This window comes from Endozoicomonas sp. 8E, assembly GCF_032883915.1.
In the GTDB taxonomy this organism is placed as follows: Bacteria; Pseudomonadota; Gammaproteobacteria; order Pseudomonadales; family Endozoicomonadaceae; genus Endozoicomonas_A.
This window is the reverse complement of sequence record NZ_CP120717.1, coordinates 5,205,510-5,219,620: the sequence shown is the minus strand read 5'-3', so window position 1 is coordinate 5,219,620 and position 14,111 is coordinate 5,205,510. Positions and strand designations below refer to the sequence as shown.

The following is a 14,111-nucleotide window of genomic DNA, read 5'->3' as shown; positions in this document are numbered from 1 at the left end:
TAGAAGTGCATTTTTATGATCTGAGTGCAGGGTCAGAGAACCCGTAGAATTATTAACAAAGAAGCCAGACGGATAAAAACAGGGTAGTTTTTTGACAGAGGCTAATGATTTCAGGCGTATGGCAGTTATAAGAATGAGATAAGCTTTAAACTCTTGTTGAATCAGGTCAATGCCATGGAGCAGGAAAACAGGGATACTGTCCGGCTGTTGATAGTGGATGCCTCTTCTGAAGAAGCCGAGGCACTGCTTAATGTCTATCGGGATGCCGGCTACCCGACCCGTGCTCATCATCTCAACTCTATGGAAAGTCTGGAAGAAGCCCTGTCCGGTCATCAGAAATGGGATTTGATGATTATCTCATCAGCCGAGTTGCCAGAAGGATTAACAGTCAGTTCAGTGCTTGATCGAGTTGACCAGCAGGGCAGGGATATTCCTGCCATTGTGTTGTCAGAAGAACAGGAAGAAGAACAGCTGGAATGGCTCAAGCTGGGAGTAAGAAGTGTCATTACCCAGGACAATGATGAACTGCTTCTGCTCACTTCTGATCGGGAAATTGCCGACCTTAATACCCGCCGTCACTATCGACGCATGAGTGTTGCCCTGAATGAATCAGAGAAGCAGAGGCGTAACCTGTTGGACGATCGGGTAGATGCCATCATCTACATCAGTGAAGGTCAGATTAAATACTCAAACCCGGCTTTTAATGAGCTGGTAAGGGTTGATGGCAACGCCAGTCTTGTCGGTAAACCCTTCACTGATCTGGTTGCAGGAAAAGATCGCAGGGATGTGGGTGACTTCCTGAACAGTATTGAAGACAGTGGTCGGGCACTGGCAGCCATTCAATGTCCACTGCTGGCTGATCAGGATAACGAAGTGCCTGTCAGGGTCATAGTCAGTCCTACTTCCTATGAAGGGCGTTATACACTGAGCCTTCTGGTGAGAACCCAGGAATCCGAAGGAACTTCGGAAATTGGGCAGAAAGACGTTGAAGTCGCCCGTCCCGACAGTGAAACCCATCTTTATGATAAAGAAGCTTTCAAGGAGCAGATGGATGTTGCCATGCAGAGAGTGGTTGCAGGTAAAGACAAATTTGCCTTGCTCTGCATTACGCTCGATTCACTGCGGGCACTTCATGCCAAAGGAGGCAAAAGAGTCAGTCAGCCTTACTACAAGGAAGTTAGTTCACGTATCGGGTTGGAGTTGATAGAACACCAGGCTGCCAGTTGGGGCGGCGACTGTATTATGGCTCTGGTTAAGGCCAGTGATGAAAAGGCAGTGCGGGAGTTGGCCGATCAGGTTGTTAAGAGTGTTACAAAAGAGACCGTGACACTGGGAAGCCACGAGCTTCCCGTCAAACTGAGTCTGGGGAGTATCATACTGACCGATTCCAGCAGCGACCTTAACACCCAGCTGGTCAGAGCCCGCCATGCTGCCACGCAGGCCCAAAAAGAAGGGGGCAGAAAGCTTTGTTTCTACCAGAAACGTAAGGTTAATCCGGTCAGTTCTGTGGAGAAGCATCTGGCCGGCATGGTCAGTCAGGCGTTGAAAAATGACAATTTCAAATTGAAGTACCAGCCTGTGGTCAGTCTGAAAGGTTCTTCTGAAAAGCACTTTGAAGTTCAGCTGCGTATGGTGGATGCCAGAGGTCGTGAACATGACTCAGTGTCATTCCGAAAAAAACTCGATAAAAATGCGCTCTGGAGCAAAGTCGATCGTTGGCAGGTTATAGAAGCAGGAAAAGCGCTTCTGAACAGAACCCGCACAAAGGATAAAATCCGACTCTTCATGCACCTCGGCGGTAACGCCATCCTTGAGAAGGAGTTTCTGCCCTGGATGGGTGTTGCACTCAAGGCAGCAGGTATTCCTGCGTCATCCGTGGTTGTGGAAATCAGTGAGCAGAATATTGTCCGCTTCAATAAACAGGCACCGGACTTTTTCAAGGCGGTCAAGGAGCTGGGTTGCAGCACCGGAGTGAGTGAGTTTGGTTGTAGTTTGAAGCCTATGGAAACTATTGCCTCAATGACCGTGGACTATGTCAAGGTTGATCCGTCTTTCACCAAAGATCTGACCAGTGAAAATCGGGGCGAAGAACTCAAGAAAATGGTTCAGGCGCTGTCGCGAAAGGGTCAGAAAGTGATTGTTCCCCAGGTTCAGAGTGCTATTGAGATGGCACCACTGTGGCATACCGGAGTTGATTTCATTCAGGGCGACTTTCTTCAGGAGCCTGCAGAACATATGGACTTTGATTTTGAGGGCGATTTCTAGTCCTCATAATCATGGATCATTTTGAGTTTTACACTGGCTGCAACATCGTCGAAAATAGCCTGCTCTCAGATTCAAGATTAAGACATCAGGCTTTTCAATGTCAGCAAAGCTCAACATCGTCATGGCTCAGCTTAACCTCAAGGTGGGCGACATCGACGGCAACACCCAACGGGTGATCGAATCGGCTGAAGAAGCCCGTGATCAGCATCAGGCCGATCTGGTGGTTTTTCCTGAATTGACACTTTGTGGGTATCCTCCTGAGGATCTCTTACTCAGGCCCAGTATGGTGTTGAGAATTGAGCAGGCCGTCAGCAAGCTCAGTGTGATTAAAGGCATTGACCTGGTGATTGGACTGCCCGCCATGGGGGCACATGGTCTGGAAAATCAGGCCGTGGTGTTGAGAGACGGTCAGGTGGTGGCCCGATACGCCAAACAACATCTGCCGAATTATCAGGTTTTCGATGAAAAACGCTATTTCATGCCGGGACAGAAGCCCTGCGTCTTTGAGTGTAAAGGGGTAATACTGGCTCTGACTGTCTGTGAAGATCTCTGGTATCCCTCTTCAGCCCAGCAGGCTTCGGATGCCGGGGCCGAGCTGATTTTGAGTCTCAATGCGTCTCCCTTTCATAAAGATAAGCAATCTATTCGTTACCAAACTATCCGCAGCCGTTGTCTGGAAACCGGCCTTCCTGTGCTTTATGTCAACCTTCTGGGTGGTCAGGATGAACTGGTGTTTGACGGAGGCTCTTTTGCCATGAACGGCAATGGGCAGATCGCTGCCAGGGCCGATTACTTTGCTGAAGGTCTCTACAAAACCCGTTTCGACACACTAGACAAGGCGTTTGATCAGGAAGACGTTGCAGAACTGCCCGGCTTTCATGAACGGGTCTATAAAGCTCTGGTGACAGGTGTTCGTGATTATGTGAATAAAAATGGCTTCAAAGGCGTTGTTTTAGGTTTATCCGGTGGTATTGATTCCGCTTTGACACTGGCCATTGCCACTGACGCTTTGGGCGCTGAGCGCGTGCAGGCGGTTATGATGCCATTCCGTTATACCTCAAACATGAGTCTGGAAGATGCCCGGGAAGAAGCCGATATTCTGGGTGTCGATTACTCCGTCATGCCCATTGAACCGATGTTTGATGCGTTTATGGAAACGCTGAGTGCCCAGTTTGAGAATACCCAAAAGGACACCACAGAAGAAAACCTTCAGTCCCGTTGCCGGGGCGTTATGCTGATGGCTATTTCCAACAAAAAAGGTTATATGGTCCTCACTACCGGTAACAAGAGTGAAATGGCGGTAGGTTATGCCACGCTCTATGGTGACATGTGCGGTGGTTACAATGCCCTGAAAGACGTGCCAAAAACCCTTGTTTTTGAATTGTCCGAGTACCGTAACTCGCTAGGCTATGTGATTCCGCAACGGGTGATCGATCGTCCGCCTTCTGCCGAACTGGCACCGGATCAGGTGGACGAAGACAGCCTGCCTTCCTACGATGAACTGGATCGAATCATCGAGATGTATGTGGAAGAAGATAAAAGCGCGGAAGCCATTATCGAATCCGGTTTTGACCGGGATACTGTCTATCGGGTGCTGCGCCTGATCGATGTTAATGAGTTCAAACGTCGGCAGGCGGTGGTCGGGGTTCGCATTACTCCCCGTGGTTTTGGGCGAGACCGCCGATACCCGATTACCAACGGTTGGCGTCCGGGCATTTGAGGGTCCGGGCAAAACCAGGCTTCCCCAATAGGGCTTATGCGTTTGCCAAAGCCATGTAAGTCTGGTGAACCTCATCCAGCTGCTGAAACAGCTGCTCCATGGAGCCGCTGTTATCAACCACGTCGCTGGCTTTCTCCAGTCTTTGTTGCCGGGAAGCCTGCCTGGCCATAATGGCCCGGGTTTGTTCTTTGCTCATGCCATCGCGGCTCATGGTTCTTGCCAACTGAATGTCTTCAGGGACGTCAACAACCAGAATGCGATGGGTGAGTAACTGTTGATCGGTTTCCACCAGAAGCGGTGAAACCATGATGGTGTAGGGAGACTCGGACGCTGCCAGTTCCTGAATAATCTGGTCACGGATCAAAGGGTGCAGCAGCCGTTCCAGCCATACACGTTCGCTGTCGTCATTGAAAATAATATCCCTGAGTTTTCTTCGATCCAGAGTGCCTTCATCAGTAAGAATATCCTGACCATGTCGTTCTGCAATTTTTTGCAGAGCTGGCCGACCGGGTTCCACCACTTCTCTTGAAGCCTGGTCCGCGTCCACCACGGTAATACCGAGACTGGAAAAGTAGTCGGTAACGGCTGTTTTACCACTGCCGATGCCGCCTGTTACGCCAATAACCAACTTACTCATGCTTAGCTCACAGCCCCATAATCTGCAGATAAGATTGAACCAGTGTTTCCCCCCAAAGCAGGGCAATAAAACCGGCAGCGGCCAGGTAAGGTCCAAAAGGGATAGGGTTACTCCGTTCCTGCTTTTTCAGAATGATCAGCACCACTGCGACAATCGTTCCTACCAGTGAAGACAGCAGAATAATCAGTGGCAGCATTTGCCAACCTATCCAGGCACCGAGCGCACCGAGTAGTTTAAAGTCGCCGTAGCCCATACCTTCTTTGCCCGTCAGCAGTTTGAATAACCAGTAAACAGACCAGAGCGAAAGATAACCGGCAGCAGCACCCAGCACCGCGTCCTTCAACGGAATAAATAACTCAAAGCTGTTGGCCAGTAAGCCCAGCCAAAGTAAGGGCAGGGTAATGCTGTCTGGCAGCAGTTGGGTGTCCAGATCAATCACGGTCAATGCCACCAGGGACCAGACTAAAAAGCAGAGTAAAACTGTCTGGAAAGTGGCGCCAAAGTAGATACCAATAGAAACGGTCAGCAGGGCAGTGATCATCTCAATGATCGGATAGCGGGCAGAAATTGAGGTTTTGCAGGAAGAACAACGACCTTTCAAAAACAGGTAGCTGATCACCGGAATATTTTCCCAGGCCCGGATCTTGTGACCACAGCTCGGACAGGTGGAGTCAGGCTTGATCAGGTTATAAGGCTCCATCTCAGTGGGAACCTTGTCCGGGTGAAGTGATTCCAGACACTCCAGCTTCCACTGACGTTCCATCATCACTGGCAGTCGCAGAATAACAACATTGAGAAAGCTACCGACCAGAAGGCCGACCAGAGTCAGGGTTAGGTAGAAGTAAGTGGGCGAAGATTGCAGTAATTCTATGAGTGCCATTAGTCAATAAATCCGGTTTTCTTAATATGAAAGTGCCGCTCGTCCAGGTACTGAGACACATTTTAATTTGATAGCAGCGACACTCTGGCTCATGGCTGTTTCTGGGTTTACTCTACTTGATTTTTGGAGTCTGTGCATTCCTATAGACAAACTCGATTGGTCTGTCAGGTTGTCCATATCGATTTCAAAATGGCTATGATGTATCAAAAACACTGACTGATGCCAGAAACTGTTTCCAGTTCCCGGCACCCATCTCAGCAAGCGCGGATTTGTCTACAATTCAGCAGCAATCGCTTCAAATGCCGCAAAACGTGTTTTGTTGGTTTCGCGAGAAGAATTCGAAGCGCTGGCTGCTGAAGAGAAGGTCGCGATGACCAGGTCCTTTTCCCGGTTAATATAAAGGTGCTGGCCAAAGATACCGCGGAAGGTGCCGATGCCTTTTTCACTGTCGTGAATCCACACGAAGTTTTTGTACCCTTCCAGCCACTCGTCATACGCTGCAGAAGACCTGTCTTTGTAGATACTTCTGGCCGTGTGTTCACGCTCTTTATCGGTCAGGGTGAATGTATCCTTGACCCAATCCTCTGCAAACACCTGTTTACCGTCGTATTTGCCATTGTTGACCATTGCCAGACCCACTCGTGCGAAATCACGCAGTGTGGTATTAAACCCGCCGGTTGCGACAGCTGAATAACCAACGTCGGCCATGAAAAACGCATCGTGCTCGACTCCCAGCTTGTTCCAGAAATTTTCAGCAATAAAGGTCTGTAACGGCTGCCCGCTCACCCGTGCAATGATCCAGCCGGCTACGTCGACGTTAGGAGACTGATACTCATATCGATATCCTGGCTCCAGTTCACTGTTTTGTTCAAACTCAGGCAGATATTCGAGAATACCGCGAGGCGTTCTATTCTCCTGAGGGTCAGTAGCCATCAGATCAAATGCTGGAATGAAACCCAAACGACGGAAATATTCAGTACTCACTGCACCCGGTGTAAAATTCTCATAATCTTCGCTGTAATCCAGTGCAGTAACCATATTGAGAACTTCTCTGACAGTGCGTTTGCCAATGTATTTACCTTTCAGTTCGGGGATATAGGTTTCAACTTTGGCATCAGTGTCCACCTCACCCTGTTTAATCAGAATCCCCATTGCCTGGCCTACCAGGGACTTAGTACTGGACGCCCATAAGTGGTGGTCATGTTCGCTGAAACCGTTGAAGTACTCTTCTGCCAGAGTCTTACCCCTATGAATCACAATGAAACCGTCGGTTGAATCATTGATCATGGCATCTCTCACAGTATGAGACTTTCCCTGATACTCAAAGGCCAGATCGGGAATGCGGGCATCCAGTGCTTGCGGAATAACCGATATCGCACCGCTACGGGGAACCATAAGGCTTGGATGAATACCCATATTGCGAAAAGCCCAGTGATTGTAGGGTTGTTTAGTCCAGTTCATCAGGGTTACCTGACCTTCTGGTGCTGCTGGAACATTATCCATTGCTGCATAAGTGAAACAGGACATCATGCCAAGAGCAGCCAGCAGTGTTTTTTTCATGGAAGAACTCTCCAAACTCATTGTTCGACTGGGATAAAATAAAGTTATAATCCTTCCAAAACATATTCATTATGAACGTATTATACGTTCACAGAGATGGGAATGATTACATTAGAGCAGATTAATGCATTTCGGTCTGTGGTGGAGAGTGGCAGCTACAGTGCTGGAGGGCGTGCTATTGGAAAGGATCGCACCACGGTCAGAGAACTGGTTCTGGCGCTGGAAGATATTTTAGGGCAATCGCTTTTTGTGATTCAGGGTAAAAAAGCACTTCCTACTGAGTTTGCTCTTTACCTGTATCCTCGTGCAAATCATCTGGCGAAGCAGGCGAAAGAATTTGAACAGGTGGCACTTTCTGCTCAGGACATGAAGATCACTGAGTTCAGAATTTGCTATGACGTACAAATTCCCATGGCGTTTTTGACTGAGCTTGATGCAACGATTGCTGAAACTTATCCGTCTTTGCTGGTACATTGGTTGCACCGCAATCGGCATGATGCATTAGCTTTTCTTGAAAAAGGTGAGGCGCAGATAGCTCTGATGCCCACTTTATCTGATTTACTGCCATCTCAGCGTGTTGGCGTAATGAACATTGGAGCATCAAAACTGGGCGTCTATGTTCACCCCACTTCTCCACTGGCCCTGCAGAAACAGGTATCGCTCAGGGATCTGGCTCGTTATCCGCAATGGTTAAGTGAAGATGTGATTCTGACTGACAAACGCATTATGCAGGTCTCACCTCAAAGGCACATGATCAGTAACAGCGATCTTGCAGTTCGCCTTATCGCCAATCGAGGCTGGACAATTTTGAATGTGCTGGATGGTAGCCATTATGAACAGGCAGGTTTGGTAAAGCGATTGCAGGTTGATGAGCTGGTGCAGGCTTTTCACAGTGGAACATCATTATTCTACAGCTATGCTCTGGAGGGCAATTCAACGATGACCAATATCATCAGTATGGTCCGTGTCTGTAGCAAGAAGTACCTTAATTAGATGGCGGGTCAGGTGGATGACCCTATCTTTTTTGATAGCACCAGAAGAGCAGCAGTTTAGGCTACAGTCTTATCTTCACGACGAAAATCGCTCTCGGGAAGAATATCAAATCCTGACGGTCGTGCCTTTTGGTTTAGATCCAGCCGGTAATCCGTTTTGAAATTAGTTAGATGTACAATTTTGCAGGCCAAAGCCCTTTTCCTTTTAAATATCAGGTAATTGGGGCTCGGCCTGCAAAAGCCTTAATTGTGCCGGATGTGGCTGCATTTTTCCGATTTAATGGCCAACCCTCATAAAGCGTAAAGACTAGCAATTTACAACAAGTCCATATAATGCCTATATATGGACTTGTTGTAAATTGGGCTTATTCTTTGACTGTTAAATTTTTTCATTATTGGAGTTAAGTATGAGCTTATCAACCTCACCTCGCATCACAACGGTGTCGGCCTTCAAGAAAGAGCTGGCTTCTATGGATGTATCAGAGCCTGTAGTTGTAACCCAAAATGGGGAACCTTTGTATGTAGTTCAAGATCCCGTCCAGTTTGAGATGCAGCAGGAACAAATGGCTCTACTACGATTGCTATCTTTTGCCGAAAAAGATGTTCAGGCAGGCCGAACCGAATCATCTTCCGACCTTCGGGCTGGATTGAAAGGGCTTATTGATGAAGTTTGAGTATTCACTAGCTTTCCAATGTCAGCTTCATGACAGGTTTTATTATTTAGCTCGACACATCGGACAGGTAGCGGCTCAGGAGCTTCTTGATGGCTTCATTGTTGGATTTGAGAAAAGAGTGAATGAACATCCTGGCAGTGCTCCATTGTGTGTAGAGGTGGCAGAACTTGGGTTCACAACTTATCACGATTATTTTGATCCAAAACTCCAATTGCGAACAATCTATCGCTTTTCTGAGGCAGAGGGTGTTTGTGTACCCATTGTTATTTTTGAGCACAAAACAAAGCATCCGGCAGGCTTTGATTCAATATTGTCTACGCCATTAACATCTTATTTTATATTTTTCCCAAGTAAAACAATATAGTTACGTGATTTTAATGAAGATTTGACACGGTTACGGGTCACTTACCGTTTAGAATAAGCAGCAGGGATCAGAACACTTGGCCCGTAAAATATAGAGCTGAAGTTTGTAGTAATGTGGATGACTGTGCAGAATTTGTTTCAGCCGGTAGCCAGTTTTCCTGCAGCCAGATAACTCTCATCATTGCTGTTTTCCATTTCCCAAATATCCAGAGCATTTTGCATTCCGAGCCATACATCTACAGAGGTACCCAAAGCAATAGCCAACCGCTTGGCCATATCCTTACTGCACGGTATTCGTTCGTTCACGAAAGCAGATAAGTGCTTTCTGGAAACATTCAGAACTTTTGCCGCTTCAGTGACCGAAAGATTCAAAGGCTCAAGCACATCCATTTTTACAATCCGTCCGGGATGGGTCGGCTTTCTGCTTCTGATTCTCTTGGACATAGTTTTTTCCACAGTAGCACTGCTCATAATCAACTCTGATTGCATCCTGCATTTCAAACTCAAAGGTGATGCACCAAGGCCCGTTTACGCGGAACGAATAACGACCTGCTGTTTTTGGCTCCAGCTTGTGAAAGTTGAAGTCTGGAATCCTCATATCATGCGGTTTCTTTACCTGATCAAGAATATCTAGCAATCGGGCTATACGATTCTTATGTTTCGGGGTTACCCCTTTGGTTGTGCCATCGTAAAAATAATCTTCCAAACCTTTGTGAAGGAATGTCTGTATTGCAATGAAATCACCGTAACCATATTGGTGTCAAAAGCGATTAAGACTCAGATTTGGTGTCCGGCCTGCAAAACTGCTTTTACATCAGATTTAATAGAAACTCATCGGGGTGTTGAGAATGGTTTTTGAGAACCTGTGGACCGCATTCTGTCTGACTATGGTTCAAAATTGTAACGAACAACCCTCAGTTTATCTCCTTTTGTTGTCACCTTTGCTATCCGCAAACGTCCATTATCCGAATAGACATCAGCCACAGCTTTGGCGACCTCATATTTCTTGAACAGTGTGGAGTGGGATAACTCTTGTCCATAAGTACTACTGGTTATATCCAGGAACCTTATAAACTTCCGATCATCCGGAATAATTTGGGAGTAGACAACGTAGCGAACTGGATTGTTGAGTTCTTTGACGGCCTGCTTAAGTGAGCGCAACTCTTCAGGGGTTAAATTATCATCTTGCTCGTCATGAGCTTCACTATCTGTTGTCATTATTATTCTCCAAAATCTTGCCATTTCTCATAGTTATAGCAGCTGTTTCTAGACCACAGACCCCAACTGGAAGATAGGCAAGTACATTGCAATAATAAGACCACCAACCAGCACACCAAGAACCGACATGATCAAAGGTTCCATCAAACTGGTCAGTCCATCTACCATGTTGTCGACTTCGTCTTCGTAAAAGGTAGCGACCTTATCGAGCATTTCATCCAGAGCGCCGGATTCTTCACCAATCGACACCATCTGGACGGCCATGGCAGGGAATATGCCGGAGTTTCTCATGGCAAATTGTAGTTGCTGACCGTTGGATACGTCTTCCTTGATCTGTCGGGTAGCATCAAAATAGACGATGTTACCCGCAGCACCGGCAACCGAATCCAGGGCATCCACCAGGGGGACACCGGCGGCAAACGTCGTCGATAAAGTTCTGGCAAATCGGGCTACCGCTGATTTATCAAGAATGACACCGATCACCGGGATTTTAAGGGTGATTCGATCCATTCTGTCTCTGGTGGCTTTGGACTTCTGCAACAGTTTCCTGAATAGGAATCCAAAGGCAACAAGAGCGGCTATCGCCATATGCCATGAACTCTGAACTACTTCAGAGATACCGATAACCAGCTGGGTAAAGGCGGGCAGTTCGGCTCCGAAGCCCTGGAATACTTCTTCAAACTGGGGTACTACATAAACCAGCAGAATACCGGTTACGATCATTGCAACACCCACAACTGCGATGGGGTATTTCATTGCTTTTTTGATTTTTGCCTTGAGGGCCTCGGTCTTTTCTTTATAGGTGGCGATTCTGTCCAGCAGTGACTCCAGAGAGCCTGACTGTTCACCCGAAGCGACCAGATTGCAATAGAGGTCATCAAAATGAATTGGGTGGTTTCTCAGGGCGTCGGCCAAGGTGGAACCACCGGCAACATCATTCTTCACTTTGCCAATGAGATCTTTCATGGCAGGCTTTTCGATACCGTCAGAGGTGATATCAAAAGCCTGAAGCAGGGGGACACCTGCTTTCATCATGGTAGCGAGCTGGCGGGTAAACAGGGCAATGTCCATGGGCCTGATCTTGCCGCCCTTTGTGCCCAGCGACATACCTTTTTTTCTGACTTTTGTGGCGCTGATTCCCTGCTTACGGAGTTCGGCCTTGACCAGGGCAATGCTACCACTCTGGATTTCTCCCTTGACCTTCCGTCCACTCTTGTCTTTACCTTCCCAGACGAATGTGGCTGTTTTTGTTGGTTTTCGTGCCATATCTAGCCAGTTCCGTAGCTTCTTTTATCATTCTTGTTGAGCCACTGCGATGCAATGGCGTTGTAGCGCTCTTGACGGAGTTCGCTATAGGGGATTCATTATAGCGCTAATGGCTTTGTCGGCGAATATTGTACGAGACCTTAGGGAAACTTGATAGAAACTAGAAAACAAAATCAGAAAAAGATGACAGAAGTCCTCAGAACGGTTGTAAAAAACCGGTGACTATTTTGTCGCAACGGGCTTTTTTTAGCTGTGATACCTTTGGTTTTTGACAGAAAAACACACTTGCTTTCTTGCACTATCACTTTCTTTGTCTACTTTTCCAATCTAACAAATCAGAAACACAATACAGAAGACACAAAACACAGAATATATGTAAGGATAAAATTTTGAAAAAACCACTCTCTGCGACACTGCTGTTGCTGATGCTCTCTCTGTTTGTGATTTGTCAGGCCAAATCATTGCAAAGAAGTTTTGTTGTCGAGTTTGAAGAGAGTGGCGTTTTTCCAGGCCATAGTTTTTCTATAAAGCCTGGCCAGCATAGATTGTCTGACAACCCGTCATACGGTGTCGACACAAACGGCTTTTCAGGATCAATTTTGCCGCCTGATAACAAAGCATTCAGCCTTGGCGGTTTCGGGGTAAAAAGGTCTTTTATTGAGTCGATCTCGTGGCAACTGATTTACGCTACTAATCTGCTGGTTGCTTACGAACTGGTTCTGACCACCAATGGCACCCCTGACTCTAAACCTTACTCATGGCTACCTGCAGAAGCACTTGCTGCTGTGGGCGCGCTTTTGAAAAGCTATTGGAACGCCGATTCGCCGCTCTATAACCCGTTGGGTCAACTGGAGGCAACTCAGGGTGATTTGTTTGCGATCACCACTATGATGCTTCCTGGTCATAGTCAACAACAAAAAGCGCAATCAGCAGAAGCATCATCATCCGGTCAGCAAGCCTCAGCAGCAACAAACACTCAACCTTTATCCAGCTTCTGGTCTTTCGGCTCCGGCGGCGGTAACCAGGGCCCTGAACAACGCCAGCATACTTTGGGTTTAAATTGTTTTGTCGGTTCCTGTACAGGCGTCTGTAAACTCCCACAAATAATCGATATTAGCGAGCCAGCTGACTGGTTGCTGAGTCCTGAAGAAAATTCGGCAGGTCACACTCATCATGATCATGCAATGACAGAAATACAACCCTTTGCGCAACCCCATAAATTTGAATTTACGTTTACTATGGATGACCCAACAAATAGTTGCACGCTGCATCCAGAGGCAGTCTTTACAGGTGATGCTTGGGGGGCAGACGACTACGATCCAGTAACCTGTGGATGCGGGGTGGTCTGCATGAATTATAAGGCTCTTTCGGAGCACCAGAGAAGAATGCACAATTGTGGGCGATCGGAGCAAAGTCAGTACTTCAAAAGAAAGCGCTAAGGATCCAAAGCGTTCAACAAATCTGTGTCGGACACTTCATATATTTTGATAGCAGCAATCTACTGAGGTGGTACTGTAGTCGTCCAGGTTCAGGGCCGTGAGGGACCGTCCCCAGACGCAACCGGTATCGAGAGCATGTATTTTTTTGCGCTGACTGTTGCCTTCCAGGGCGGCCCAGTGACCAAAAATAATGCGTTCCTTGTAGACTGGGCTGTCAGGAAAGCTGTACCAGGGAGCAAATGTCTCTGTGGCAAATGCCGTCTTGTTATCGAGGTCAAGCCGACCGTATTGGTCACAAAAACGCATCCGTGTCAGGTAGGCTGCGGTCAGTTTGAGTCGGGCTCGACGGGTATAGGCCTCTTCCATGGAGCTGATGGCGTCTGATTTGAATAGAAACTGAAGAAACTCCTGATAGTTTTCTCCCTGAAGGGCTTTTTCCAGCTTGCCTGCATAGAGGCAAGCCTGCTTCAGAGTCCAGATCGGGGGAATGCCGGCATGCACCATGGTGACTTTGCGTTTTTTATCATGATGAATCAGCGGGCGGTGCCTTAACCAGTCAATCAGTGAGTCCCGGTCAGGCGCGCTGAGCAGAGGGGCTAATGTGTCTTTCTTTTTAGATCGGCGAACGCGTGCAGCAACAGCCAGCAAGTGCAGGTCGTGGTTCCCCAGAACAGCAGTACAATGGCTACCGAGACTTTTCAGGTAGCGGAGCGTGGCCAGTGAGTCGGGGCCACGGTTTACCATATCTCCCGCTACCCACAATTGGTCACGGCCAGGCTTGAAACGGACTTTGTCAAGCAGGCGTCTGAGAGGCTCGTAACATCCCTGGATATCACCTACGGCGTAAACGGTCATTAACAATAATCTCCTGAACCTTTCGATGTGGAATAGCCATCCACAACACAGGTCTTATAAAGGTTCCTGGTTTTTAACATCAAACAGAGGAATGCCTGGTGGAAATGCCCAAAAGCTTTTCCTGATCAGATGTCTGTTTCAGGATAAGTTTCTGACAGACGCGAAAAAATGTCCTTCTCTTAGTTGGCCGGATGAAGGTTCTTCTCCACAGTACTGAAAATTGCATCTCCCTGCTAATAGTA

At 47.5% G+C, this 14,111-nt stretch carries 14 protein-coding genes; 6 read left to right on the top strand and 8 right to left on the bottom strand.

The window, feature by feature from the left end; translation table 11 throughout:
- The first annotated feature begins 153 nt into the window (after window positions 1-153).
- Together P6910_RS17920 and P6910_RS17915 are read left to right on the top strand one after the other, a co-directional pair.
- The gene (locus P6910_RS17920; RefSeq protein ID WP_317142617.1) at window positions 154-2,265 is read left to right on the top strand and encodes an EAL domain-containing protein; all 2,112 of its coding nucleotides are present in this window, start codon (window positions 154-156) and stop codon (window positions 2,263-2,265) included.
- A gap of 97 nt (window positions 2,266-2,362) precedes the next feature.
- On the top strand, window positions 2,363-3,985 hold the full coding sequence (locus P6910_RS17915) for an NAD+ synthase (RefSeq protein WP_317142616.1): 1,623 nt from the start codon (window positions 2,363-2,365) through the stop codon (window positions 3,983-3,985).
- Between the two features lie 34 nt (window positions 3,986-4,019).
- Here P6910_RS17915 and coaE read toward each other — a convergent pair whose 3' ends face one another.
- From coaE to P6910_RS17900, 3 genes are all read right to left on the bottom strand, one after another.
- Window positions 4,020-4,622 carry a dephospho-CoA kinase gene (gene coaE, locus P6910_RS17910; RefSeq protein WP_317142615.1) on the bottom strand — a complete coding sequence of 201 codons (603 nt, stop codon included), beginning with the start codon at window positions 4,620-4,622 and terminating at the stop codon, window positions 4,020-4,022.
- A 7-nt stretch (window positions 4,623-4,629) separates the two neighbouring features.
- Window positions 4,630-5,502: an A24 family peptidase gene (locus P6910_RS17905; protein ID WP_317142614.1), complete on the bottom strand. Its 873-nt coding sequence runs from the start codon at window positions 5,500-5,502 to the stop codon at window positions 4,630-4,632.
- A 273-nt stretch (window positions 5,503-5,775) separates the two neighbouring features.
- On the bottom strand, window positions 5,776-7,062 hold the full coding sequence (locus tag P6910_RS17900; protein WP_317142613.1) for a serine hydrolase: 1,287 nt from the start codon (window positions 7,060-7,062) through the stop codon (window positions 5,776-5,778).
- Window positions 7,063-7,164: 102 nt separating this feature from the next.
- Here P6910_RS17900 and P6910_RS17895 point away from each other — a divergent pair, with 102 nt between their 5' ends.
- The 3 genes from P6910_RS17895 (at window position 7,165) to P6910_RS17885 (ending at window position 9,092) form a co-directional block, all read left to right on the top strand.
- Window positions 7,165-8,055, top strand: a complete 891-nt coding sequence (locus P6910_RS17895; protein WP_317142612.1) for a LysR family transcriptional regulator — start codon at window positions 7,165-7,167, stop codon at window positions 8,053-8,055.
- 406 nt (window positions 8,056-8,461) lie between these two features.
- Entirely contained in the window at window positions 8,462-8,728 is a 267-nt protein-coding gene (locus tag P6910_RS17890) for a type II toxin-antitoxin system Phd/YefM family antitoxin (protein ID WP_317142611.1), read from the top strand.
- Window positions 8,718-9,092 carry a hypothetical protein gene (locus tag P6910_RS17885; protein WP_317142610.1) on the top strand — a complete coding sequence of 125 codons (375 nt, stop codon included), beginning with the start codon at window positions 8,718-8,720 and terminating at the stop codon, window positions 9,090-9,092. Before P6910_RS17890 ends, P6910_RS17885 begins: the two co-directional genes overlap by 11 nt.
- A gap of 137 nt (window positions 9,093-9,229) precedes the next feature.
- On the opposite strand, the gene P6910_RS17880 is transcribed toward P6910_RS17885, so the two are convergent.
- The 4 genes from P6910_RS17880 to P6910_RS17870 form a co-directional block, all read right to left on the bottom strand.
- Entirely contained in the window at window positions 9,230-9,535 is a 306-nt protein-coding gene (locus P6910_RS17880) for a HigA family addiction module antitoxin (protein ID WP_317142609.1), read from the bottom strand.
- Window positions 9,468-9,821: a type II toxin-antitoxin system RelE/ParE family toxin gene (locus tag P6910_RS26900; protein ID WP_410493941.1), complete on the bottom strand. Its 354-nt coding sequence runs from the start codon at window positions 9,819-9,821 to the stop codon at window positions 9,468-9,470. Before P6910_RS26900 ends, P6910_RS17880 begins: the two co-directional genes overlap by 68 nt.
- A gap of 155 nt (window positions 9,822-9,976) precedes the next feature.
- Complete coding sequence (locus P6910_RS17875) at window positions 9,977-10,309, bottom strand: hypothetical protein (RefSeq protein ID WP_317142608.1); 333 nt, start codon at window positions 10,307-10,309, stop codon at window positions 9,977-9,979.
- Window positions 10,310-10,357: 48 nt separating this feature from the next.
- On the bottom strand, window positions 10,358-11,575 hold the full coding sequence (locus P6910_RS17870; RefSeq protein WP_317142607.1) for a type II secretion system F family protein: 1,218 nt from the start codon (window positions 11,573-11,575) through the stop codon (window positions 10,358-10,360).
- Between the two features lie 389 nt (window positions 11,576-11,964).
- On the opposite strand from P6910_RS17870, the gene P6910_RS17865 reads away from it, so the two are divergent.
- The gene (locus P6910_RS17865; RefSeq protein WP_317142606.1) at window positions 11,965-13,014 is read left to right on the top strand and encodes a hypothetical protein; all 1,050 of its coding nucleotides are present in this window, start codon (window positions 11,965-11,967) and stop codon (window positions 13,012-13,014) included.
- Window positions 13,015-13,050: 36 nt separating this feature from the next.
- On the opposite strand, the gene P6910_RS17860 is transcribed toward P6910_RS17865, so the two are convergent.
- A complete protein-coding gene (locus P6910_RS17860) occupies window positions 13,051-13,869 on the bottom strand; it encodes a symmetrical bis(5'-nucleosyl)-tetraphosphatase (protein WP_317142605.1) in 819 nt (272 codons plus the stop codon).
- Window positions 13,870-14,111: the final 242 nt, after the last annotated feature.

Bases quoted from the DNA above. Each gene is read 5' to 3' on its own strand.
- P6910_RS17915 (WP_317142616.1), top strand. From the start codon at position 2,363: ATGTCAGCAAAGCTCAACATCGTCATGGCTCAGCTTAACCTCAAGGTG.
- coaE (WP_317142615.1), bottom strand. From the start codon at position 4,622: ATGAGTAAGTTGGTTATTGGCGTAACAGGCGGCATCGGCAGTGGTAAA.
- P6910_RS17905 (WP_317142614.1), bottom strand. From the start codon at position 5,502: ATGGCACTCATAGAATTACTGCAATCTTCGCCCACTTACTTCTACCTA.
- P6910_RS17900 (WP_317142613.1), bottom strand. From the start codon at position 7,062: ATGAAAAAAACACTGCTGGCTGCTCTTGGCATGATGTCCTGTTTCACT.
- P6910_RS17895 (WP_317142612.1), top strand. From the start codon at position 7,165: ATGATTACATTAGAGCAGATTAATGCATTTCGGTCTGTGGTGGAGAGT.
- P6910_RS17890 (WP_317142611.1), top strand. From the start codon at position 8,462: ATGAGCTTATCAACCTCACCTCGCATCACAACGGTGTCGGCCTTCAAG.
- P6910_RS17885 (WP_317142610.1), top strand. From the start codon at position 8,718: ATGAAGTTTGAGTATTCACTAGCTTTCCAATGTCAGCTTCATGACAGG.
- P6910_RS17880 (WP_317142609.1), bottom strand. From the start codon at position 9,535: ATGTCCAAGAGAATCAGAAGCAGAAAGCCGACCCATCCCGGACGGATT.
- P6910_RS17875 (WP_317142608.1), bottom strand. From the start codon at position 10,309: ATGACAACAGATAGTGAAGCTCATGACGAGCAAGATGATAATTTAACC.
- P6910_RS17870 (WP_317142607.1), bottom strand. From the start codon at position 11,575: ATGGCACGAAAACCAACAAAAACAGCCACATTCGTCTGGGAAGGTAAA.
- P6910_RS17860 (WP_317142605.1), bottom strand. From the start codon at position 13,869: ATGACCGTTTACGCCGTAGGTGATATCCAGGGATGTTACGAGCCTCTC.